Source organism: Shewanella glacialipiscicola (assembly GCF_023283485.1).
Lineage (GTDB): Bacteria > Pseudomonadota > Gammaproteobacteria > Enterobacterales > Shewanellaceae > Shewanella > Shewanella glacialipiscicola.
On sequence record NZ_JAKILU010000026.1, the window covers coordinates 27,491 to 51,195 of the forward strand.

Annotated in this window: 21 protein-coding genes and 1 tRNA gene; 4 read left to right on the plus strand and 18 right to left on the minus strand. The window is 46.2% G+C overall.

Translation table 11 applies throughout. The annotated features are described in order from the left end of the window. Positions 1–12 precede the first annotated feature (12 nt). The 4 genes from L2717_RS15685 to L2717_RS15700 form a co-directional block, all read right to left on the minus strand. A complete protein-coding gene (locus L2717_RS15685; RefSeq protein WP_220773007.1) occupies positions 13–1,284 on the minus strand; it encodes an acetyltransferase domain-containing protein in 1,272 nt (423 codons plus the stop codon). Next, the gene (locus L2717_RS15690) at positions 1,274–3,448 is read right to left on the minus strand and encodes a TonB-dependent siderophore receptor (protein ID WP_220773008.1); all 2,175 of its coding nucleotides are present in this window, start codon (positions 3,446–3,448) and stop codon (positions 1,274–1,276) included. The genes L2717_RS15685 and L2717_RS15690 overlap by 11 nt, the downstream gene beginning before the upstream one ends. Positions 3,449–3,533: 85 nt before the next feature. After that, positions 3,534–3,824 (minus strand): DUF2946 domain-containing protein, encoded by a 291-nt coding sequence (locus L2717_RS15695; RefSeq protein WP_220773009.1) that lies wholly within the window; start codon positions 3,822–3,824, stop codon positions 3,534–3,536. A gap of 224 nt (positions 3,825–4,048) precedes the next feature. Further along, positions 4,049–4,125: transfer RNA gene (locus tag L2717_RS15700), tRNA-Trp, on the minus strand. 338 nt (positions 4,126–4,463) lie between these two features. Here L2717_RS15700 and L2717_RS15705 point away from each other — a divergent pair. Then, positions 4,464–4,802 (plus strand): PBPRA1643 family SWIM/SEC-C metal-binding motif protein, encoded by a 339-nt coding sequence (locus L2717_RS15705; RefSeq protein WP_220773010.1) that lies wholly within the window; start codon positions 4,464–4,466, stop codon positions 4,800–4,802. Positions 4,803–4,937: 135 nt separating this feature from the next. Here the strand turns inward: L2717_RS15705 and L2717_RS15710 are convergent, their stop codons facing one another. From L2717_RS15710 to L2717_RS15725, 4 genes are read right to left on the minus strand one after another with little or no spacing between them, the layout of a single operon-like run. Further along, complete coding sequence (locus L2717_RS15710; protein WP_220773011.1) at positions 4,938–5,852, minus strand: hypothetical protein; 915 nt, start codon at positions 5,850–5,852, stop codon at positions 4,938–4,940. A 47-nt stretch (positions 5,853–5,899) separates the two neighbouring features. After that, positions 5,900–6,058: a hypothetical protein gene (locus L2717_RS15715; RefSeq protein ID WP_220773012.1), complete on the minus strand. Its 159-nt coding sequence runs from the start codon at positions 6,056–6,058 to the stop codon at positions 5,900–5,902. Further along, the gene (locus L2717_RS15720) at positions 6,055–7,002 is read right to left on the minus strand and encodes a 3'-5' exonuclease (protein ID WP_220773018.1); all 948 of its coding nucleotides are present in this window, start codon (positions 7,000–7,002) and stop codon (positions 6,055–6,057) included. The genes L2717_RS15715 and L2717_RS15720 overlap by 4 nt, the downstream gene beginning before the upstream one ends. Before the next feature lie 48 nt (positions 7,003–7,050). Beyond that, a complete protein-coding gene (locus L2717_RS15725) occupies positions 7,051–7,986 on the minus strand; it encodes a DUF808 domain-containing protein (RefSeq protein WP_220773013.1) in 936 nt (311 codons plus the stop codon). Positions 7,987–8,222: 236 nt separating this feature from the next. On the opposite strand from L2717_RS15725, the gene rpiA reads away from it, so the two are divergent. Beyond that, positions 8,223–8,885 (plus strand): ribose-5-phosphate isomerase RpiA, encoded by a 663-nt coding sequence (gene rpiA / locus L2717_RS15730; RefSeq protein WP_220773014.1) that lies wholly within the window; start codon positions 8,223–8,225, stop codon positions 8,883–8,885. Between the two features lie 407 nt (positions 8,886–9,292). On the opposite strand, the gene L2717_RS15735 is transcribed toward rpiA, so the two are convergent. Next, positions 9,293–10,483, minus strand: a complete 1,191-nt coding sequence (locus L2717_RS15735; protein WP_220772439.1) for a class I SAM-dependent rRNA methyltransferase — start codon at positions 10,481–10,483, stop codon at positions 9,293–9,295. Positions 10,484–10,701: 218 nt separating this feature from the next. Next, complete coding sequence (locus tag L2717_RS15740; protein ID WP_220772501.1) at positions 10,702–11,889, minus strand: endonuclease/exonuclease/phosphatase family protein; 1,188 nt, start codon at positions 11,887–11,889, stop codon at positions 10,702–10,704. 299 nt (positions 11,890–12,188) lie between these two features. On the opposite strand from L2717_RS15740, the gene L2717_RS15745 reads away from it, so the two are divergent. Beyond that, complete coding sequence (locus L2717_RS15745; RefSeq protein WP_246611719.1) at positions 12,189–12,389, plus strand: hypothetical protein; 201 nt, start codon at positions 12,189–12,191, stop codon at positions 12,387–12,389. On the opposite strand, the gene L2717_RS15750 is transcribed toward L2717_RS15745, so the two are convergent. From L2717_RS15750 to L2717_RS15785, 8 genes are all read right to left on the minus strand, one after another. Further along, positions 12,327–13,064, minus strand: coding sequence for an RluA family pseudouridine synthase (locus tag L2717_RS15750; RefSeq protein ID WP_220772441.1), 738 nt, complete (start codon positions 13,062–13,064; stop codon positions 12,327–12,329). The genes L2717_RS15745 and L2717_RS15750 overlap by 63 nt on opposite strands. Positions 13,065–13,187: 123 nt before the next feature. Then, on the minus strand, positions 13,188–16,412 hold the full coding sequence (carB, locus tag L2717_RS15755) for a carbamoyl-phosphate synthase large subunit (RefSeq protein WP_220772443.1): 3,225 nt from the start codon (positions 16,410–16,412) through the stop codon (positions 13,188–13,190). 21 nt (positions 16,413–16,433) lie between these two features. Next, the gene (carA, locus tag L2717_RS15760) at positions 16,434–17,582 is read right to left on the minus strand and encodes a glutamine-hydrolyzing carbamoyl-phosphate synthase small subunit (protein ID WP_220772445.1); all 1,149 of its coding nucleotides are present in this window, start codon (positions 17,580–17,582) and stop codon (positions 16,434–16,436) included. Positions 17,583–17,761: 179 nt separating this feature from the next. Beyond that, a complete protein-coding gene (gene dapB / locus L2717_RS15765) occupies positions 17,762–18,574 on the minus strand; it encodes a 4-hydroxy-tetrahydrodipicolinate reductase (protein ID WP_220772447.1) in 813 nt (270 codons plus the stop codon). A gap of 69 nt (positions 18,575–18,643) precedes the next feature. Beyond that, positions 18,644–19,261 carry a BamJ family beta-barrel-assembly machinery protein gene (gene bamJ, locus L2717_RS15770; protein WP_220772449.1) on the minus strand — a complete coding sequence of 206 codons (618 nt, stop codon included), beginning with the start codon at positions 19,259–19,261 and terminating at the stop codon, positions 18,644–18,646. Between the two features lie 216 nt (positions 19,262–19,477). Continuing rightward, positions 19,478–20,287 (minus strand): M48 family metallopeptidase, encoded by an 810-nt coding sequence (locus L2717_RS15775; protein ID WP_220772451.1) that lies wholly within the window; start codon positions 20,285–20,287, stop codon positions 19,478–19,480. A gap of 158 nt (positions 20,288–20,445) precedes the next feature. Beyond that, a complete protein-coding gene (locus tag L2717_RS15780) occupies positions 20,446–21,027 on the minus strand; it encodes a GNAT family N-acetyltransferase (RefSeq protein ID WP_220772453.1) in 582 nt (193 codons plus the stop codon). A gap of 27 nt (positions 21,028–21,054) precedes the next feature. Further along, on the minus strand, positions 21,055–22,455 hold the full coding sequence (locus L2717_RS15785; protein WP_220772455.1) for a DEAD/DEAH box helicase: 1,401 nt from the start codon (positions 22,453–22,455) through the stop codon (positions 21,055–21,057). Positions 22,456–22,662: 207 nt separating this feature from the next. Between L2717_RS15785 and L2717_RS15790 the strand changes: the two genes are divergently transcribed. Further along, a complete protein-coding gene (locus tag L2717_RS15790; RefSeq protein WP_076496319.1) occupies positions 22,663–22,941 on the plus strand; it encodes a DNA polymerase III subunit epsilon in 279 nt (92 codons plus the stop codon). Positions 22,942–23,705 lie beyond the last annotated feature (764 nt).

Genomic DNA, 23,705 nt, shown 5'->3' on the forward strand with positions numbered 1-23,705 from the left:
CACTACGCTTTGTTACAAGTACTTAATCCAAGCCTGAGTGTTGTGTTTTTTGTACTGACTAAACTGCTTAACAGGGTAATACAGTACGATGATTAACACACCTGCTATTAACCCAATCCATCCCATACTATTCACCCCAAATAACTCGCCATGGTTAGCGCCAAAGGTGAGTTTAGCTAAGCTATAAAGCAGTAATAGCACGTACAAATGTAAGATATAGAAAAACATAGGTACAGAGCCAAATACAGACAACCCATAGCCGACTCGCGCTAATCTGCCCCCCGCTTTTTCGTCCGATGAAAAGTGCCGCTCAAACGCCACCAAGCAGAAGAACATGCCACCTAATGTCACCAGTAAAAAGCTTAATGATGGCGGGTATTTCGTTAAGTTAAATATCGACATTAAGGTTTCCCCTAAGTGAGCTCCCGCCTGCCAAGGTAAGGTTTCGCCATAAATATTACCCCCCCGAAGCAATACAAAAAGTGCAAAACAGCTACCCCCCAAGAGTAACAGCTTTTGCTGACGCACCGACGCATCAAGCTTGTCACTAAAAATGGGCCCAGCCACATAGCCGAGTAAAATCACGCCCATCCAAGGCAGCGCCGGATAACTCACTTTGATCTTAAGCGCACCTTCACTAACGAGATATCCGCGGTCGTGCAATATGGTCCACAAACCGTAAGCCCACTCATTCGGCTGAAAACCAATAGGCGTCAACAGATTATGACCAAAGACTATCGCACCGCCTAAAAGGGCCATCCAAGGTCTAGGCAGATTTATCAGCGCCGCCAGCGTTAACATGCTCAGGCCGATCACCCAAATGACCTGCAACCAAAGCGTGTGGTAGTTGCCCATCCAAGAGATGTTAATCACTAAAATTTCAAGCCCGATTAAAAATAAGCCACGTTTAATCAAAAACGCCCGCGCTGAACGCGGCTGTCCATGACTGCGATTAGCATAAAGCCAAGCAGAAATCCCAGTTAAAAACACAAATACTGGCGCACAAAAATGCGCGGCAAAACGGCTTAGAAAAAGTCCCCAAGAGGTCGTGCTCAAATCCATAGGATCGCTCACCTGCATATACAGAAAAAATCGTTCCCGCACATGGTCGAGCAACATAATAATCATCACGGCGCCGCGCATCATATCGATACTGTTGATACGGCTCTTAATAAGAGAGTTGCTAATAGCTGGAGTCGATTCTTTGCACACTCTATTGGCTGACAACGCAGGATCCGCATTAATATTCGAACTGTTTTTAGAACGACTAATATTAGAACTCATAGCTGACACTCACTCTAATGCTACGTGGCTCACCGGGCACAGCCCAAAGCGCCGAGTAACTGCTGGCGATATAATGCTCATCCAACAAGTTATCCAGATTAACGCTAAGGATGAAGTTATCGCTTAGGTGCGTATTCATAAACACCCCAAGCAACTGATAGGACGGTAATGTAAAACTCGGATCGGCAGAATCGCCAAGGCGTGAATCTACATAACGCCAGCTAAACCCTGCATGGCCATCGATAGAAAACGGATTCAAATCCTGTTTTAGGATTACACTCGCAGTATGTTTTGGCACATTAACCAGTGGACTTCCCGCAGGAATAAGCACGCCCCAGTCGGGATTCAAGCTGTCATTAGCGGTGCGAGTATTAAGGTAGGCGTAGGATAATTTGGCTTGCAAATCCTCCGTCAGCTCGGCGGCTAAATCGAGTTCAACGCCGCTGCTTTTTGCTTTACCCAAAGTGGCAGAAAAACCAGCATTAAGCGGATCTGAGGTCAAAATATTGCTCTTTTGCGCATCGAACACTGCCAAGCTGCCACTGACTGCTATGCCATTCTCAGCTAAGCCATTAAACCAATTGTCATTAAACTTCATGCCTAGTTCAACCGACTTGCTCTCTTCGGCTTCGAAGGGCTGCCCCGCAAAATCGGTTCCCGAAAGTGGCAAAAAACCTTCAGAGTAAGAACTATAGAAACTTAAGGCATCGGACCATAAATATACCAGACCGACTTTAGGACTAACCCTACTATCGGTTTGCTCTGATAGGGTATTTTTTACAACTTCACTGATATCTTGCTGATAACTATCGAACCTTAACCCTAAGTGCAGCTTCCACTTTTCAGTGAGATCCATTTGATCTTGCAGGTATGTACCCCACGCCTTTTGGGTTTCATTATTCTCATACAGTAAACTCACCTCTGGCTGAGGTCCGCCATATTGCGGCGCATAAATATCAATAGCGTATTCACCTTTTTTACCACGATAGCGATACAAGCCTGTCTTTAAACTATAGTGATAGGCATCGGCGCCGAGCAGTAAATTGTGGCGAATAAAGCCAGTATCCACATGACCACTTAACTCTAGACGCAGTGAATTATCCTCGGATGCATAATCGCGGTATCTGTGCTGCCGGGTCAGTGTGCGGCCATCATCAAATAACGATTGTCGCCCCTTTGCCAACTCGGCATCGGACGAATAGCCCCTTAAGCTAGAATCTCGATAGTTGTAGCCCGCGGTTAATGACCAATCATCATTTAATTCATAGTCATAGGTCAGCTGGTGCCCAGTGGCATTGACCACAGTTGCGCCATCATTAGGCTCACCTAAATAACGCGTGCGTGGTACGGTATTAATATCGTTATTGAGCACAATAATGCCGCGATCGAATAGCTGTTCTTGTTTGAGGTATTCCATTTCATAAAGTAACGAAGCTTTATCGGAAATCTGCCAACGCACTGACGGCGTGACGATTTTTTTATCGCTGAACACATAATCGCGAAAACTATCGTGTTCCTGCCACGCGCCATTAATCCGAAATGCCAAGTTGTCGGTTAAGCCTGAAGTCACATCCCCTTCTAAACGATATTGATCGAAACTTCCTGCCGATGCCTTTAAATAACCGCTGGTTTCATACTGAGGTTTCTTGGTCACAATATTGACTGTACCGCCAGGCTCAGAGCGGCCATAAAGCGCCGAACCAGGGCCTTTTAAAATCTCAACATAGGCCACATTTGATAAATCCCTATGTCCACTAAAACCTCGACCACCATTAAAGCCATTGATTAAATAGCCCGATGGCATGTTTTCATTGCCCGGAAAGCCGCGCAGGGAAAAGCTATCCCATAAACCGCCGCCATTGTTTTGCCGCGCCACACTGGCGGAATAATCCAGTACATCTTGAAAGCGCGTCAGCCCCGCATCTTTTATCAATTGCTCATCTAACACACTTATCGCTTGGGGAAGCTCAGTTGAGGACACATTGCCACGGTACGCTTGGCGATAGTGGATACTTAGACGTTCAATGTCTGTATCACTAGCAACATTAAGCGCTGCATCACTCGATTGACTACTCTCTGAGGCCAACAGCATTGAGATAGGATTAAGCGCAAACAAAGCGCCCAACAAAAGCGCAGCGCGCTTGGGAATATAAAAAGAGGTCATTTTCACTCCGAAAATAAACAGCATCGACGCCTTAGCTAAGCCAAGGCGCTCAAAGTTAATTAACATAAATTGAATAAACAGTAACTTATGCTGTTATGGGCGGAGCACGACTATTAAAGAAACGACTAAAAGGTCGTTTAAAGGAAATGGCTTGGAACTCAACCGAGATATAACTCTGCTGAGCCAGTGGAAAATAAAAGGAAGTACTGGTTATCGCATCTTGCAACTGGTGCTGATGTAAGCACAGCGAACAATGGGACTTAGGGTCTTCATTAGCATGGGAAATACTGTGAACAGCAATGGTCACAGACAATAGCACCAACATGGCGGCAAGCCATATCGCTAGGGTGCGTCTTGTTTGTATCACACTATTCAAACCATACTTCCTCAACTCATTTGGCAGGCGATTGTATGTTAAGCACAACTAAAGTTGCAAACCGATTTACCTAAGCCGTAGGGCTTAAATGTTACAAGAAGTATCAATGGGTTGTGAGATAAGCTGATAACTACGATAAATAGGAATAGTGCAGAATACATTGAAGCTAAATGACAGGTAAAATAAAACGGCTCGCATATTTCTATGCAAGCCGTTGTTTTATTTGGCAGGGGTGGGGAGACTCGAACTCACAACATGCGGTTTTGGAGACCGCCGCTCTACCAATTGGAGCTACACCCCTGTTGACGAGACGCATTATGCAAAAATCACCTGCAAAGGTAAAGTACTTTTTAAGACAAAACTCATTAACTGAAGGTTTTTCAAACAAGTTAGGCCATGACTGTTGATTTAACTGCCATTGAGATTAAAAAGCCGACATTTAAAGTATGCTATATCTCAGTGGCAGCGGCTCTTAATGAGAGCCGCTTTCCCTCGATAGATTGTACAAATCAGGTCTTCTTCGTCAGTTTAGCGACTAAAAATGCGCATTTATCGAAAAAAATGCTGAGTTAGATTTATAACATTGACGTTTTATAGTATAAGCATCATCAATTTCATACACAGCTCGACGGAACCATCATGTCTGACAAATTTTTCTTTAAAGGCCGTAAAACGCCTAAGCCAAAACACGAAAGTTTTGGCTATAACACTAAGCGTGCCGCTAAACCGGGTACTGAAGCGTTACCACTGCAGTTAATTGTTGCTGATGAAGCACGTAAACTCGAAGTAGCCGCCATTGTTGCCGAACATCAATTATTCGCCAATATCGAAGTCAATGCCGATGTAGCTGAAGATATCCTTGAGTTAGAAGGATTACTGAATAAGCCTAAAGCGATGACGGTTGAGAAAAAACCAAACCGTAATGAGCTATGCGCTTGTGGTAGTGGTCAAAAATTCAAGAAGTGCTGCGGCAAGTAAGCGCTTTATTCAGCGTAGTCAGTGATAGATACGCTAATCAATATGCCACCACAATAGGGACTTTTACTGTAATGCTTTACTGCAACAGGAATCGCCCCTTTTGTTCTTTGTTTCGTTTATCCCCTCAAAAGTACGTTAATCTTCCAGCTTTGAGATAAAAATTCGCTGCAAGTCATTATTCCATAGCTGAATAATTTTGCGGGTCTTTTCTTTATTCCAAAAACATTTACCAAATAAAATCAAACCCGCACCTTCTAGATCGCGTTTATCTTCTATTTCAAATTGCGCTAATAATGCTTGTTTTATTCCATCGATAGGGATACCGATATCTTTACTGTCGGCGGGGTTAAGCCAGCTAACGGCCTTGTCTGTATGGGATATCGTGCCCCAATATAGGTGAGGTTTATTATCGAGCGGATCTGCATCGGCAAAATTTACGAATAAATTCTTTGCCCGCCAGCGGTATTTACGATCACTGTCGGTGTATACCCAAAGTTCTGATGCTGCCAAATCGGTGCCACGCAATAAACTGTGCAGTAACTTTTCAAGCCCTTGGCTAGGCACCCGTGTCTCGATTGTTTGAGCCGCCGTGTTAACTTGATAGCCTGTTTTCGACTCTTGCACTTGAGCGCCTGCTGGCAATGTAACTGATACTTGTGATGACTCAGATATAGAAGATGACTTAGACGTTGGTGCGGCTTTGTTTGCCAAAGAATGACGGTGGGACTTGCGACTAAAATCAATCATTAAGGCCTTGGCGTCCACCAGCTGTTGCTGCACTTCGATAGCATCTTGCTCCTCGCGGGATTTTTGCGCCGAGGGTTTAAATTCAATGCAGTCGGCTTGGTGATAGCGCGAGCCAAAACAAGCGGCTTTGCCATCCTTTGACGCTTTACGGAAATACGCTTTACCACCGCACGCAGGACAAATTAGCCATTGCCGTAAACGTTCGATATCATCATCGGGCAATTGTTGAAACTTAAAAACACTGTAAGTGGTTCTCGCTGTTAAATGATCCTCGGTTTCGAGTTCACAAATGGCATCTAACATAGCGTTCTCCTTTATTTTACCTGTTGGCACTGATGATCACAAAATGGCTAAGCCCAGGTATTCACCCCAAGGGGGATCATCGCTAACAGGATCAACATACCTAGCACGCGGTAAATCAAACCTAAGGTACTGGTGCCCTGCGAGCTCATATCCGAGTGTGATGGCCTGATATTTTCCTTTGCGGCATCTTGGGTTTTGCGCTTCATTCAACATCCTTAAAATATTTCGCCAATGGCGCCGCTAGACTCGAAGGGATTAACGGCGCGGCATTTGTGGCACTCGATGCATGATAAAAGGGTGTCAGCTGAATGATTAACGCATTGAAACACATGAGCGCAGCTAGGGCATCGGCGGCGGCATAATCGATTTGCGCGCCAGATAATGGCACATGTTGCCAATTTGATAGGGTAATTTTTTTCGGCTTATCAAAACGCGTGCCCAGTAAAGTTGCAACTAACTGACGGGTGCCCATCTCCTTTTCCGCTCCTAGTTGGGCTAATGCCCAGTTTAAATCTAATTTTGGGGCGACATTAATGCCCCATTGCCGGTTTAGAGCCTGTGCATCGCTACGTAAACCCACTCCGACTTTGAGTATGTTTTCATCTTCCAATACGGTTTTTAACTGAGTGAATTGCTCACCTAAAATGGCATGTTGAAATAAATAACAAGCATCCATTGTTGCGATTTGGATAAGGCTTAAAGGATATTGCACACCACGCTCAAAGCTAGCGCGGGTTTCAGTATCAAAACCCAAGATTTGCTCAGCCTGTAATCGCGCAACAACTGCATCGAACCCCGATGGCTGCACCACTTCAATGTGGATATGTTGCAATTCAAAGTCCGCTAATGCCACAAGCTCTGCATCATCGATACGAGTGGTTAAAGCAATACGCTGTTGCAACCATAAATAGGCTAACTTACGCTGCGCTTGCAGCTGTGGGTTAACGTTAACACTGCTTTTAGTCTTTGCTATACCCTTCTGAGTTTCTAACGCTTCATATTCTATTGATTCTGCCGAAGTATTAAGCTTATCCAGATAAGCAGTGCCTGCCGCATCCATTGCCGCAATCAGCCCGTCAGTATCTTTACCAAACTCTTTACGTAACCAAGCCAGCTTACTCGAAGAGATACAGTGCCTCATTAACTTCATCGTCGCCCTTCCTTGTTCAGCCATTCCTTAATTGCCAATGTTTGTCGCTCACTTGCTGCGTAGTTTCTGTATCCCAGTCATCACTGCAAGTGCCACAGCGCCAGCAAGCACACCAAACAAGCCATTGAGCACAGTGGGCGTCAAGAGGGCAAGCACAGGCCCAACGATATCAACCGCTGCGACGGCTTGTTCAGCATGGTGAATTTGCTCAGCCACCCAGTGCAAACCATGGGTTAAAATACCACCACCCACCATAAACATGGCTGCGGTGCCGATAATCGTTAAACTTTTCATCAATAAAGGCGCCGCGCTCAATAAGCCTAAGCCCAGTTTACGGTTCATTTGCGTTAATGCTGAGTCACCTTGACGTTGACTCAGGTACAAGCCCGCATCATCCATTTTTACAATCGCCGCCACTAAACCATATACGCCTATAGTCATGATGATCCCGATAACGGACAAGGTGAAAAACTGCGTCGACAGGGATTTGTCCGCCACTATGCCTAAGGTAATGGCGATAATTTCCGCCGATAATACAAAGTCGGTACGAATCGCCCCTTTGACTTTTTCGGCCTCGTAGGCGGCTAAATCTTTGATGTCGGGTAGCTCATTCTCTACTTGGGTTTCGTGTTGTTGCTGGCCTTTTCTGTGGCTATAGCTGTGGTTCAGTTTTTCGAACCCTTCGTAACATAAAAACAGTCCACCAAACATCAATAACGGCGTCACAGCCCAAGGAATAAAAGCACTAATCAACATGGCTGCGGGCACTAAAATCAACTTATTGCGGAATGACCCCTTGGCCACAGCCCACACGACGGGCAATTCTCGTTCGGCACTCACGCCTGTCACTTGCTGGGCATTCAGGGCTAAATCATCCCCCAATACGCCTGCGGTTTTCTTTGCCGCTACTTTACTCATTACCGCTACATCATCTAAAATCGATGCAATATCGTCGAGTAAGGTTAATAAACTCGCACCTGCCATGTTAAATCCCTCTATAAGTCATTCTGCTTTTCCATAGTAGCTTAGTTAGATTAGTGGCGTATAGCGAAATGCTTTCCAACTTAACTGCTTAAGTTACTTAGATTATTAGTGCTACTTTTATTATCAAAAGCGCGGAAGCTAGATCACATCACCGATGTAATAGCGGCACATTTTTGTCGAAAAAGCGTATACTAAGCATAGAATTTTTTACTCATTTGCCGTTACAGGATGTCAACATGACTCAAGATGAAATGAAAAAAGCAGCCGGCTGGGCCGCACTCAAGTACGTTGAAAAAGACAGTATTGTTGGTGTGGGCACAGGTTCGACTGTGAATCACTTTATTGATGCACTGGCGACCATGAAAGCCGATATCGAAGGCGCAGTCTCTAGCTCTGAAGCTTCAACTCAGAAAATGAAAGCGCTGGGTATTCCTGTTTACGACTTAAACAGTGTTGATCGTTTATCTGTCTATGTGGACGGTGCCGATGAAATCAACGACCGTATGGATATGATCAAAGGCGGCGGCGCAGCGTTAACACGCGAGAAAATTGTCGCGGCTGTCGCTGAAAAGTTTATCTGTATCGTTGATAACACCAAGCAAGTCGACATACTAGGCGAATTCCCACTACCGATTGAAGTCATTCCTATGGCTCGCTCGTACGTGGCGCGCCAGCTTGTTAAGCTGGGTGGTGATCCTGTGTATCGTGAAGGTGTGGTGACGGATAACGGCAACGTGATCCTCGACGTTTACAATATGAAGATCCTTAATCCTAAGGAATTAGAAAAACAGATCAATGAGATAGTGGGTGTAGTGACTAACGGTCTGTTCGCTAATCGTGGCGCCGATGTGTTGTTAGTGGGTACACCTGATGGCGTAAAAACTTTTACTGCCAAATAAGTTCAGCATTAATTATTCCATCACAGCCATAAGCATTGATGTAAAAATGCCAGCCACTTTATACAAGAGGCTGGCATTTTTTATGGCTCAAGTCTTTTAATACCAATCGTATTAAATATCTGTTCATTCAGCGGGAGTTCAACGCGCTTTAGACAAGGCGAAGGCTTGAAGGCATAGTGGTGCTCTGTCGAAAGCCTTAAACGCAGTATAAAGCGCGTTGCCATGCAGTTAAATCAGCCGCCCTTTGGGAGCCTCACAGGCATCCCACTCCCGTGTTGCATTGACTTAAAAGGGAATAACCATTTCTGCGTCAATGCGCCTCGGATTGAAATGCCTGTGAGGCTCTGAACTGATTAGATATTTAATGTGGTTGGTATAAATCCAAGGCCTATAAAAATTCACTTAGGCTACCAAGCTCTAGCGACTAAACCTTTTAAGTAGAATCCTTCAGGGAAGGCGCTACCAATAGGATGATCGCTTGCCTGACTTAAGCGTTCGATAAACTGAATTTCGCGGTTTGCATCCAACGCTGCATCGGCAACAATTTTTTGAAATAGATCCGCAGGCATTAATCCTGAACAAGAGAAGGTCAATAACACGCCGCCCGGATTTAACAACTGCAATGCAATCATGTTGATGTCTTTATAACCGCGGCAAGCCCCGTTCAGTTGTGCTTTATTATCAGCAAACTTAGGTGGATCGAGCACTATCACATCAAAGGTTTTGCCTTCATCACGGTATTGGCGCAGCAACTTAAACACATCAGCTTCGTTGTAATGCACATTGTCATCGCTCAAGCCGTTAATTTGCATATTATAGCGAGCATTTGCCAGCGCTAGAGAAGATACATCGACGTTTTCAATACTCGCAGCACCGGCTTTAGCCGCATACACACCAAAAGTGCCTGTGTAGCAAAAACAGTTCAATACCGATTTACCCTTAACAAAACGAGCAGCAATAGCGCGGTTATCCCGTTGATCAAGATAGAAACCGGTTTTATGACCTTTAATCACATCAACAGCAATCTTAATACCATTTTCTTCAATGATTACCGGCATTTCAGGCAGGGTGCCGTGCAATAAACCAGTAACGGGCAGCAGGCCTTCTTTTTTGCGAGAATCCACGTCTGAGCGTTCGTAAATGGCACAACCTGGGTATTGTTCGGCCAATAACTCGACTAACGTATCGCGCCACAGGTCAGCACCCGTGCTTAATAGCTGGCAAACGAACACATTGTCATATCTATCAATGGTAATTCCAGGTAAGCCATCAGACTCTGCAGCCACTAAACGATAACCGGTTAAGCCTTGCTCACGGATGAGATCATTACGTCCTGCTTGGGCACGTTGCAAACGTCTAGCAAAAAAATCGCGATCGATTTCTTCTTCGCGATCAAATGTCCAAATCCGTACTTGGATTTGTGATTCAGGTGACCAAGCACCACGACCTAACCAATGACCATCATGGGCAACCACATCGACGGTCTCACCCGCTTGAGGTTTTCCTTTAATATTATGAATAGCATTGGAAAATACCCAAGGATGGCGGCGTTCGAGCGACTTTTCGCGCCCGGGGTGAAGTTTGATTCGGATAGCCATGATGTCGCCTTCTAAAAAATAGGACAGCGATAATATACCCAAAAAAGCCTGATTGCGAGAAACTAGCGTGCTCTAGTACGATTATTCTGCCCATTTCGATTTAAAAGCTCAAATTGACCAATATCACCTACTACGCGCGCTAGCGCCTGATTAGCACCACAACCTAAGCATGAACCACTTGATAAATAGCCATAATAATGCCCCAGTATTAGGATGATTTATCGACGAAGTGCGAGGGCGACCACCACGGGCGCATGATCTGTACTGTAAGCATCACGCTCATACTCAGGTCTAACTAAGTGTCTATCGCAGGTTTGATAATCCACGACTTGAGCTAAACTGCGGCCATGGCTGGCATCAAACTCGCTCGATAATAAAATGTAATCCAGCACAGAGCCTTTAGGACCATAGTAATGCGTCGCTGGCCTGTGCTCTTTATAATAAGCCGTATTCGTATGTAAATTCTCCCTCAAATTCGCCTCAATAAATAACTCGTAGGCATCTTGTAACTGGTATTGAGCGAATACGCCGGCCAGTGCGGCGTCAGACAGATGTCCTAATCCTGCGGCCTTAATATCGCCGCTGTGGATACTATCGCCCTGTATTGTCAGTGCATCTAAGGCGCCCATCGAGAGACTGTCATTAAAGTCGCCCATCACTATGACGGGATACTTGGACGTTTGTCTGCGTACTAAGATGCCATTAAATAGTAATGCCGCTTCTGCGCCGCGCTGCATCGTTGACGCCCAGCGACCTAAGGCTTGCTCGGTGAGTAATTGGGTTTCAGCATGCAGTTTTATACAAGAGGCGCTGCCTACCCCCTCATCTTGCCCTAGAGGTTTCGATTCGAGCGCAAGCCCTGCGCGCTTAGACTTAAAGTGCACCACATAATAGTCACACTTACCGATATACGGCATTTCAACCGTTGCGCGCAGCACCTTACGACTAAAAGCAAATTCACTCGACAATCCCATCGCCGCCACTAAGTGCGAGTCTGGCTCAACACTGCTCACCTCAATAATGGGATAACGTGATGCCAGCGCGACCACAGGGCTACGATAAATGTAATCACTGACCAGCGTTGGCTCATCGATTACGGCAAAATGCACTAGGCCTTGCTCACTGGCGATGCGCTTTAGTGGTTCTGGGCTAAAGACTTCTTGAAACCCTATGATATCGGGTTGACGGTGCGCTAAAAACTCACTCAGCCATTGGCACTTTTTTTGCCACTGACCGTGACTATAGATATTTTCAAAATCGTAGTACGCCAAAGGCGGCTCAATAAAGTTAAACAAGTTAATACTGGCAATCTTAATGTTACTGATTGGAGTGCTATTGATGGAAGTACTGCTTAGCGCGCTGCTAATAGACGTTAAAGACGCGCAGCTTGCCTGAGCCTCGAGCATTGCGCGATGGGGTGATGTGAGCTCAGTCGGCCGCTCGGTAACGCCTTCTGTCGTGACTTTAGTAGACATAGTCGGCTCCTCAAATAACATTTAATAAAAATACTGGCATCGTAAACTATCGCAACGAAAATCCAAGCGTTTACATTATACCAATCACATTAAATATCTAATCAGTTCAGAGCCTCACAGGTATTTCAATCCGAGGCGCATTGACGCAGAAATGGTTATTCCCTTTTAAGTCAATGCAACGCGGGAGTGGGATGCCTGTGAGGCTCCCAAAGGGCGGCTGATTTAACTGCATGGCAACGCGCTTTATACTGCGTTTAAGGCTTTCGACAGAGCACCACTATGCCTTCAAGCCTTCGCCTTGTCTAAAGCGCGTTGAACTCCCGCTGAATGAACAGATATTTAATACGACTGGTATTACTCGTACAAGCTTAAAAAGGGGCGTCACACAGCCAGTCGATGGCTTCGCCCGTGATGGGATGCAAAAAAGCTAAACGCGTGGCATGCAACATTAAACGCTCAGCATGTGCATCTGGCATAAGTGTGTCAGATATCAGCGTATTGGCTCGATTGATTTCAAGCGCGCCGACGCCGCCATACAGATCGCAACCTAAAATCGAATGTCCAAATTGCTGGCTATGAATACGCAGTTGATGGGTACGCCCCGACACAGGCGTAAATTCTACCCGCGTCGCAAAGGGATCACTAAGACGTTCTAATACACGATACTGACTGATGGCAGCCTTGCCAGTGCTATGGCAAATTTTTTGTAGCGGAAAATGTTCCACATCTTTAGCAATCGGCAGGTTAATCACCCCGCTGTCGTCGACTAAATGCCCGTGGAGCAAGGCGGTATAACGCTTCTCAATGGTACGTGCCTGAAATTGCTTTGTTAGCATACCATTTACGGCTTTATTCAGCGCCACCAGCATGATGCCAGAGGTACCAAAGTCGAGTCGATGCAACAAGGTTGCCGTAGGAAAATCCTGTACTAAGCGATAATGCACTGAATCGAAGTTAAGCGGATTTTTACCTGACAAACTTAATAAACCACTGGGCTTATCAATCAGTAAAATATCGCTGTCTTGATAAAGAACACGGATTTCACCAAGACAAGGCGGTGCAATAAAGGTATCAACTTTGGCAAGGCTATCGACTGGCGCTGGCATAACAACTCTCGAAAATGAGTAGACAAAATAAGTGCATAAATGACAAAAAATAGATTACAACCTAAATAATAAGGCCGCATAACCTAAACTATGCGGCCTTAACGCGTACATCAAAATATTGGCTTATTTAGCCAAAATACGCTGGTGCAATTCTTGTAGTGAAATAACGTTACTACGGTCATCAGCAGCATGAGCCATACAGGTGGCAAATGCGGCGTTCATAGTCGTGGTGTAATTCACTTTGTAACGCAGTGCTCCGCGGCGCAATTGACGAGAATCTTCAATCGCTTGGCGACCCTCAGTGGTGTTAACGATATAAGTGTACTCACCATTCTTAATACGATCGAGAATGTGTGGGCGACCTTCGTGTACCTTGTTCACTAGGCGCGGATTAATACCCGCTTCACCTAGAATGATTGCAGTACCATGGGTCGCATCGATTTGGTAACCGAGCTCAATTAACTTAGCCGCCAAATCAGCAACACGTTTCTTATCGCTATTACGCACAGACAATAATGCACGGCCAGATTTCGGCACCTCTGACGTCGCACCTAACTGCGCCTTAGCATAGGCTTCGGCAAAGGTATCGCCCACGCCCATCACTTCACCCGTTGAGCGCATTTCTGGGCCTAATAGGGGGTCAACACCGGGGAACTTGTTAAATGGCAACACCACTTCTTTCACTGAATAGAAAGGTGGAATCACTTCTTTGGTGAAGTTTTGCGATTTCAAACTCTGGCCAGCCATAACACGTGCGGCAATCTTAGCTAACGGCACACCGGTGGCTTTAGACACAAAGGGTACGGTACGGGCAGCACGTGGGTTAACTTCAATCATATAGATTTCGTTATCTTTCACGGCAAACTGCACATTCATCAGGCCAATAACACCGAGTTCCATTGCCAGCTTGCTGACCTGAACACGCATACGATCTTGGATTTCTTGGCTTAACGTGTATGCAGGTAAAGAACAACCAGAGTCACCAGAGTGCACCCCGGCTTGCTCGATATGCTCCATAATCGCGCCAATCACCACGGTTTCACCGTCACAAATGGCATCGATGTCGACTTCAATCGCATCATCTAAGAAACGGTCAAGTAGCACCGGAGATGCGTTAGACACGCTCACCGCTTCGTTAAAATAACGCAGTAAATCTTGCTTATCGTAAACGATTTCCATCGCACGACCACCCAATACATAGGACGGACGCACCACTAATGGATAACCAATACGTTCAGCGGCAATCACAGCGCCTTCAACGGTAGTCACCGTTTGATTCTCTGGTTGCTTCATTTCTAAACGCTGGATAGCTTGCTGGAAACGCTCACGGTCTTCAGCGCGGTCAATCGCGTCTGGGCTAGTACCAATAATGGGTACGCCAGCCGCTTCTAAGGCACGCGCCAGTTTCAGTGGCGTTTGGCCGCCGTACTGCACGATAACGCCCTTTGGCTTCTCGATACGCACAATGGCTAATACATCTTCCAGTGTCACAGGCTCAAAATACAAACGGTCTGACGTATCGTAGTCAGTCGAAACGGTTTCAGGGTTACAGTTCACCATAATGGTTTCGTAACCGTCTTCACGTAACGCTAATGCCGCGTGTACACAGCAGTAATCGAACTCAATACCTTGTCCGATACGGTTTGGCCCGCCACCTAACACCATGATTTTGTCACGGGTCGATGGGTTGGCTTCACATTCTTCTTCGTACGTGGAGTACATGTAAGCGGTATCGGTGGCGAATTCAGCCGCGCAGGTATCGACACGTTTGTACACTGGGTGCAGGTCAAACTTGTCACGCAGCTTACGTATTTCGGCTTCGTTCACGCCTAATACATCGGCTAAACGCGCATCAGCAAAACCTTTACGCTTAAGCTTACGCAGTAAATCGTAATCTAAACCCGCTAGACCCGCATCGGCAACGACGCCTTCAAGCTGGATAAGTTCTTCAATTTGCACAAGGAACCAAGGGTCGATATTGGTCAGCTTAAAGATTTCATCTAGGCTCAAGCCTGCACGCATCGCATCGGCAATGTACCAAATACGGTCACAACCTGGCTCTTTCAGCTCATGGCGAATTAGTTGCATCGCTTCAGGCTTAGACATATCCGTAATAGGGTCTAATCCGTTACGGCTCACTTCTAAGCCGCGCAGCGCTTTTTGTAGTGACTCTTGGAAAGTACGGCCAATTGCCATCACTTCACCGACAGATTTCATCTGTGTGGTTAAGCGATCATTAGCGCCAGCAAACTTTTCAAAGTTGAAACGTGGCACTTTAGTCACAACATAATCGATAGCAGGCTCGAATGAGGCTGGTGTGCGACCACCAGTGATATCGTTCATCAGCTCATCAAGGGTGTAACCTATCGCTAATTTTGCCGCGATTTTCGCAATTGGGAAACCAGTTGCTTTTGATGCCAATGCAGATGAGCGCGATACCCGTGGGTTCATCTCGATGATAACCATACGGCCATCTAGCGGATTGATACCAAACTGTACGTTTGAGCCGCCCGTTTCCACCCCAATTTCACGCAGCACGGCCATAGAGGCGTTACGCATGATTTGGTATTCTTTATCGGTGAGGGTTTGCGCTGGCGCAACAGTAATCGAGTCACCGGTGTGCACACCCATAGGATCGAAGTTTTCGATAGCGCAAACGATAATGCAGTTATCATTGCGGTCACGTACCACTTCCATCTCATACTCTTTCCAACCGATTAAGCTTTCGTCGATTAAGAGTTCATTGGTGGGTGATAAATCTAAACCCTGTGAACAAATCTCCTCGAACTCCTCCTTGTTGTAGGCGATACCGCCGCCCGAGCCACCCATAGTAAATGAGGGACGGATAATACAAGGAAAACCGACTTGATCGAGTACGCCGTAAGCTTCTTCCATGTTGTGGGCAATACCCGCACGTGGACAGTCAAGACCGATACTTTTCATCGCTTTATCAAAGCGGCTCCGGTCTTCAGCTTTATCGATAGCATCGGCTGTTGCGCCAATCATCTCGACGTTAAATTCTTTGAGTACGCCTTTAGCTTCAAGCTCTAATGCACAGTTCAGTGCAGTCTGGCCGCCCATGGTTGGCAAAATCGCATCGGGGCGTTCTTTAGCAATAATATTGCGAACCACTTCCCATTGAATTGGCTCGATATAGGTTGCATCGGCCATTTCTGGATCAGTCATAATGGTGGCGGGGTTAGAGTTCACCAAAATAACGCGGTAACCTTCTTCACGCAGCGCTTTACACGCCTGCGCGCCAGAATAGTCAAATTCACATGCCTGACCAATCACAATTGGGCCGGCGCCTAGGATAAGAATACTTTTTATATCGGTACGTTTTGGCATTGCTGTTCTCTACTCCTAGGGCTACTTAGCGGTCTGACGATAGTGCTCAATCAACTCAATAAAGTGATCAAACAGCGGCGCGGCATCGTTCGGGCCTGGGCTTGCTTCAGGATGACCTTGAAAACTAAACGCAGGTTTATCGGTCAGATGGATACCTTGCAATGAACCATCAAACAGCGACTTATGCGTCACCTTAATGTTGGCGGGCAGTGTGGTTTCATCAGCAGCAAAACCGTGGTTTTGGCTAGTGATCATCACAGTTCCTTGCTCAATATTGCTCACTGGATGGTTGGCACCGTGGTGACCAAACTTCATCTTTAAGGTTTTTGCGCCACAGGCCAGAGCCAGCAGTTGATGGCCTAAACAAATACCAAAAATCGGCATGTCGGTTTTGAGTATTTGTTGAATCGCTTCAATCGCGTAATCGCATGGCTCTGGATCGCCAGGGCCGTTCGACAAAAACACGCCATCGGGATTCATCGCTAATACGTCAGCAGCTGAAGTTTTAGCAGGCACCACTGTGACATCGCAGCCACGGTCCACTAACATCCGCAAAATATTTTGCTTAACGCCGAAGTCGTAGGCGACAACTTTGTATTTAAGCTCGCTTGCTGGCGTCTCAGCAGGTAAACCGCCAACTAAGCGCCAGCTACCCTTGCGCCAGGTGTAGGCCGTTTTAGTTGTTACCTCTTTAGCGAGATCCATACCTTTTAAACCTGGGAAGGCTTTCGCCGCAGCCAATGCTTTTGCTTCGTCTAAGTCAGCACCCGCCATAATACAACCGGCTTGAGCTCCTTTTTCACGGAGAATACGCGTTAACTTGCGGGTATCGATATCTGCGATGCCAACAACATTGTTCGCTTTGAGATAATCACTGAGGGATTGTTGATTACGGAAACTACTTGCGATGAGCGGAAGATCGCGAATGATAAGACCACAAGCGTGAACCCCATCGGATTCCATATCTTCATTATTGGTACCAGTGTTGCCTATGTGTGGGTAGGTCAAGGTTACAATCTGGCGTGAGTAGGAGGGATCAGTTAAAATTTCTTGGTATCCTGTCATCGAAGTATTAAAAACAACTTCACCAACTGAGAGACCATCGGCACCAATTGCTATGCCAGAGAATACAGTTCCATCTTCGAGTACGAGTAAGGCAGACTTTGTCACGCGACCTCCATAAAGAGCCAAGCCACTGAAATATTATGTTTTTATGTTTTTTTAAAATACCAACTTCCGCTAATTCACGAAATTTTGACAAATTCAGACGATTCTATAGTAAACACGCCTTATCGTCCACCCATTGGTAACTGGGTGCAAAAAAAAACGCCATATCGGCGTTTTTAATATTAATGCAAACCTAAAACCTGCTGCATATCATACAAGCCCGGCTTTTGCTCCACGAGCCAGTGAGCAGCACGCATAGCACCATTAGCAAAGGTCATCCGACTCGAAGCTTTATGGGTGATCTCTAAACGCTCACCGATATCGGCAAACATGGCCGTATGTTCCCCGACTAAGTCACCGGCACGAATAGTCGCAAAACCTATAGTATTGCGATCGCGCTCACCAGTAATGCCTTCGCGGCCATACACGGCACATTTCTCAAGATCGCGACCTAAAGTCTTAGCAATCACTTCACCCATTTTCAGGGCTGTGCCCGACGGCGCATCTTTTTTATATCTGTGGTGACCTTCGATAATTTCGATATCGGTGTAATCGCCCATGACTTCTGCAGCCAGCTCGAGCAATTTCCACATTAAGTTAACACCCACAGACATATTCGGCGCCATCACTACCGGCGTTTGCTCGGCAAAGGCACTAATTTGTTCTTTTTGAGCATGATTGAAACCGGTTGTGCCGATCACCATGGCTTTATGATGACGCACACACCAATCTAAATGGACAATACTGGCCTCTGGCGCGGTGAAATCAATCAACACATCAAAATCATCGGTCGCGTAATTGAGCGAATCCATAATAATGACCTGTAATTTACCCACACCAGCAAGCTCACCCGCATCCACGCCCACTAAACTTGAGCCCGCGCGCTCAATGGCAGCGCCCAGCATAATATGGTCGTGATGGTAAGCCGCTTCAATAAGAGTGCGTCCCATACGACCACCAGCACCGACGATTGCCACTCTCACTTGTCCACTCATTTCAATCTCCTCAATCTTTTAGGCTTCCATAAGAAAACGCCTAAGACAGGCTTAGGCGTTTTATCACTATTAGATGATATCTAATAACTCAACTTCAAATACTAACGTTGAGTAAGGAGGAATCGATGCCCCAGCGCCGCGCTCACCATAAGCTAAGTGATGTGGCACAAATAATTTTAACTTAGTGCCGACTGGCATCAGTTGCAGTGCTTCGGTCCAGCCAGCGATAACGCCAGATACTGGAAACTCAGCAGGTTGGCCACGAACCACAGAGCTGTCGAACACATCACCATTAATGAAAGAACCGTGGTAATGAGTACGTACTGTGTCTTCGTAAGTTGGCTTAGCGCCATCGCCTTGGACTAATACTTCGAACTGCAGACCAGAGTCAGTCACAGTTACGCCATCACGCTTAGCATTTTCAGCTAAAAACGCATCGCCTTCTTCAGAGGCAGCAGCAGCAGATTGCTCTTGTGCCGCTTGGATACGACCACTGATTTCAGTGAAAGCCACTTGCAGATCTTGCATAGACACTGCGCTTTCTAAACCAGCAAACGCATCAGCTAAACCCGCTTGAACGGCAGAAATATCTACACCATCAAAAGAATTGGCGGCCAGTTGCTCACCCATTTGACGGCCTACACCGTAACTTGCTTGTTGTTCAACAGTACTGAATTTATCAGACATAATTAACGACTCTCAATTGCTCAGTGGAATTTTGCGCGCCAGTTTACCATAGTTCTACGCCCTATGCTGTTAAACTGACTGCTTATTTAATTAACGAGCCTTTTTTAGTCCCTTAATGCGTATTTATCCAAAAACTTAGCTCATCCGCCCTTTATCTCAATACGACCAAAGGAATAGCAAACACTAGAGCTTTACTGCTATTAGCGTACGATCCATTTATTTGGGGGCAACGCACTGATTCTTTACCTGCGCTTTAGCAGTGGCATATAACGGCTGCATTTGCGCTTGTAACTGTTGTAACTGCTCAATGCGATTACTGTTTGATGGATGGGTCGATAATAATTCGGGCCCTTGGCTACCACCCACCTTCGACATATTTTGCCATAATTGAACGCTCTGTGCCGGATCAAAGCCTGCCCGCGCCATTAGCTCTAACCCCATAATATCGGCTTCGCTTTCTTGCGCACGGCCAAAGGGCAAAATCACCCCGACCTGAGCACCAAGACCTAACGCTGACATATATAAGTCACGATTAGCCACCCCACTCACGCCAAGCGCCGCATCGGCAATTTGCATGCCTACACCCGTTAACTGCCCGCGAGAAACCTGCTCGTTACCATGTTGCGCCAACACGTGCGCCACTTCGTGACCTAATACAGTTGCCAGCTGATCGGGACCATTAGCCACTTTGAGCAATCCAGTGTATACGCCGATATGTCCACCAGGCAGTGCAAAGGCGTTAACTTGTTCTGAGTCAAACAGCACCACATCCCAGCGCTGGGTTTGATCCGGCAGCACTGCCGTGACGCGATTAGCCACGCAATTTACATATTGTGTCAGCTTTTTATCGCTGCTCACCTTTTGTTGCTTTTTCATCTCTTCAAAAGAAGCATCACCCATCTGCTGCATCTGCGCCGATGAATAGAGCAATGTCTGCCCGCGTCCCGTTGGCGATTGGGTACTCATACAAGCGGTTAATCCGAGCACGACCGACACAGCCACTAAACCTAAACGCATTGATTTCATCTAAAACTCCTTAAATCCATTATGAGCTTGAAAGCGAGAGCAACATATTGATGCAACTTATCGCAAGATTTTACTGCTATGGATGAGATAAGCCAATTAACCATCCTTAGCGATATCGCATACTATTAATATTTGTTCGCCGACATCCCCGTAAGGAATTAATACTCCTCTTTTAACATGGCATAAAGATACTCATCGCCCCATGCGCCCTTAAAAAAGGTGTTTTTTACATAATGGGCTTCGCGCCTAAAATGGAGTTTTTCCAGTAAACGACAGCAGGCAAGATTTTGTGTATCGGTGACGGCAATGACTCTATGCTTATGCAATTCAATAAAGAGGTAATCCAGCAATGCGCTGACGGCTTCAAAAGCGATATGTTGACCTTGATACTCAGGCGCAATCGTAAAGCCAATTTCAACCTGTTGTTCATCGATAAAATGTAGCGCCAGATCGCCAACGAGCTTGGTCAAAGTGGCTCCCGCCGTAGAGACAATTGCTAACTGAAACCAATTTCCTGCGGCGCCAAATTGCGTATAATCCATGCCTTCATAAAGGGTTATAGCATCGCTATCGCTGTAATCACTCCAGCTTTGATATTTAGCAACCTGAGGGTCGGCGCGATAGGCGGCAAAAGCCTTAAGATCCGCTCGCTGAAATGGTCGAAGCATAAAGTGCTGAGTCGTTAAACCGTTATTCACCATGTTATGCAGTGCTTTACTTAACCCTAAGGTTGATGCCATCACTTAACTCCTTTCAGCTTCAAGCAATCAACGCTTACCTTTAAACTCTTTGGCGCTGTGCTTATTAACGCTACGGCGGTTTGCCTGTTTATCCCGCGGCGCTCGTTTACGTTCAACCTTGCCACCTTCTACAACATCCGCGGCTTTTTCACTTGGCTTATCCGTTACCGGAAAATCAGCCAATAATGCCAGTGGCAACTCCCGAGTAGTCAAAGTGCGGATTGCCGCTAGGGTCGGCATTTCGCTGTGGCACACAAGGGAAATCGCTAGCCCTTTAGCGCCCGCTCTAGCAGTGCGACCAATTCGGTGCACATACACAGGCGCGCTCATGGGCAAATCCAAATTAATCACCACAGGTAAAGCATCGACATGAATGCCACGCGCCATTAAATCTGTAGCCACTAATACTTGCAGCTTATTGGCTTTAAAGTCGGCTAAGGTTTGGCTGCGTACAGTTTGATCTTTTTCACCGTGCAGTGCAGCAACTTTCATCCCCGCTTTAGCAAGGCGTTTGGCAACCGCATCGGCATCATCACGGGCACTGATAAACACTAGCACCTGCGGCCATTGATATTGTTTTAATAACGCAATTAACACCTGCGCCTTACTGCCCTTGTTGACTAAATACAACTGTTCTTCAATCTCAGCGACCACAGAGTTAAGTTGTTGGGCTTCAATACGCTGCGCGCTATGGTTTAATAATTGGCTCGCGACTTGTTCTAACGCTTGCGGAAAGGTCGCTGAAAACAGCAAGGTTTGGCGAGCTTTAGGCATTAACGCTAATAGCTTTTGTATATCAGGCCAAAAGCCCATTTCAAGTAAACGGTCGGCTTCATCGAGCGCTAAATACTCTATGGCGCTAAGGGCGATATGCGATTGCTGGCATAAATCGAGTAATCGCCCCGGCGTTGCCACCAACACCTGCGGCTTGGCGGCTAACTCTGCCAATTGCGTTTCAAGCTCAACGCCGCCGCAAAGGGTTTGGATAGTAATCGGTTGTAGCGTTGCACATTGCGCGAATAGATTAGTCGCCAAGGTTTGCAACGCCTCGGTCACTTGCATTGCCAACTCGCGGGTTGGCACTAATATCAGCACAGATGCAAAAGCCTCGGCCTGATAGCCACCGCCACCTTTAGCGTTATGCTTTGCCGTATTTATGGGTTTTGGCGATACCAGTGATTTAGATAACGGCGGTAATGGTTGCAGCAGTTTTTGTAGCAGTGGCAAACCAAAGGCCAACGTCTTACCGCTACCCGTTTGCGCTAAAGCCAATACATCTTGCCCCGCTAGCACCACAGGAATAGCCAACTGCTGCACCCGAGTGGGTTGCACCAAGGCTGCAGGCAACGCCTTAAGTAAGGCCGAATTTAAGCCAAGCTTGGCAAAAGTTAACGACTCAGGGGAAGAAGAAAGCTCGGGAAAGGTCATCACAGCACCAGATCAACACATGGGAGCGAAAGTTTACTCAGTGTCGAATGGGAATACCAATATTGTTTCGGCTTTTACTCCGCTGATTTCGGGCTAGCTTATGGTAGAATCCCCTCCAATCAGCTTTATGAATGTGCAACACAACTCATTTGTTTAACTGAACGTAGTGGAACACTACCGTGATTAACTAAATGAAGAGACAAGATTATGAGTAAGTTAAATGCCGCAGAACGTAAAGCCCGCGATAACGCCCGTTTTTCACAACGTGTTGATGAGCGCCGAGTAAAAGGCGAAGACGTGGTCGCCTACGTGCTGGGCAACAAGCTCGCGTTTAAGTTTTTGACTAAACCAGAGAGACACGAATTTAAACAAAGAGAAGCCGCACTTGAAGAAGAAGCCAAGCTTAAAAAGCAGCAAGCGTTTGAGCTTAAAACCGAGCAAGAGTTAGAGAAAGCCGAAGCCGCATTTACTGTTCCAGAAGAGTAAAAACTCTTAGGTTTCCAAACTTCGTTTGGATTTTCAAATCGAAATCAAAGTCGAAATCAAAGTCAAAATCCACATCAAGGTCGTGGCGCTTCGCCCACACCAGACCAAAAGGGGATCAACAGCAATCCCCTTTTGGATCTCCCTTGGCGAACAACGTCCATGTCTAACTACCAGTTCGCCATCCATGGCTCTCGTTTGAAACGCTGCTACGCAGCACTCACCCTAGCGAAGTTACATGCATGAGTTACCTGTCTCATACTCCAACAAAAATCGCCTAACGGCTCAGATGACACATCCATGTGCCCCCGAGCCTGCGCATCATCCATGATATCGCTACGGCATTTTTATCTCTGTATTTCGACAACTTCGCAGGGAATAGGTGTATTCCGGCCACTTCAACATGGACTGTCGCATGAAAGAATTTAAAACAAGCATTTCCCAACTTTCTGTTTAACACACAACCTCGGTTTGATTTGGCGTTTAAAAAATAATCAATTTGCTTTACATCAAAGAGAAATAAAATATAGAATTATATTAATCAATAACTTAAACGGTAGACTTTATCGAGATTGCTGTTTAATAAGCTGTTAGGCTCACATATGGAATTAGATATAACCTTTTCCTGCAAATGCAGTGCGTTTCTTGATGAAGTTGTGTATTGCGATGGCCCAGATATGAAGTGGTCAACTAAATTTGGCCACGGCTTTAGAATCTTCCCAAAATCTTCGCTCTGATTCATTTGGGCTTAATCCTGCATTGTAATG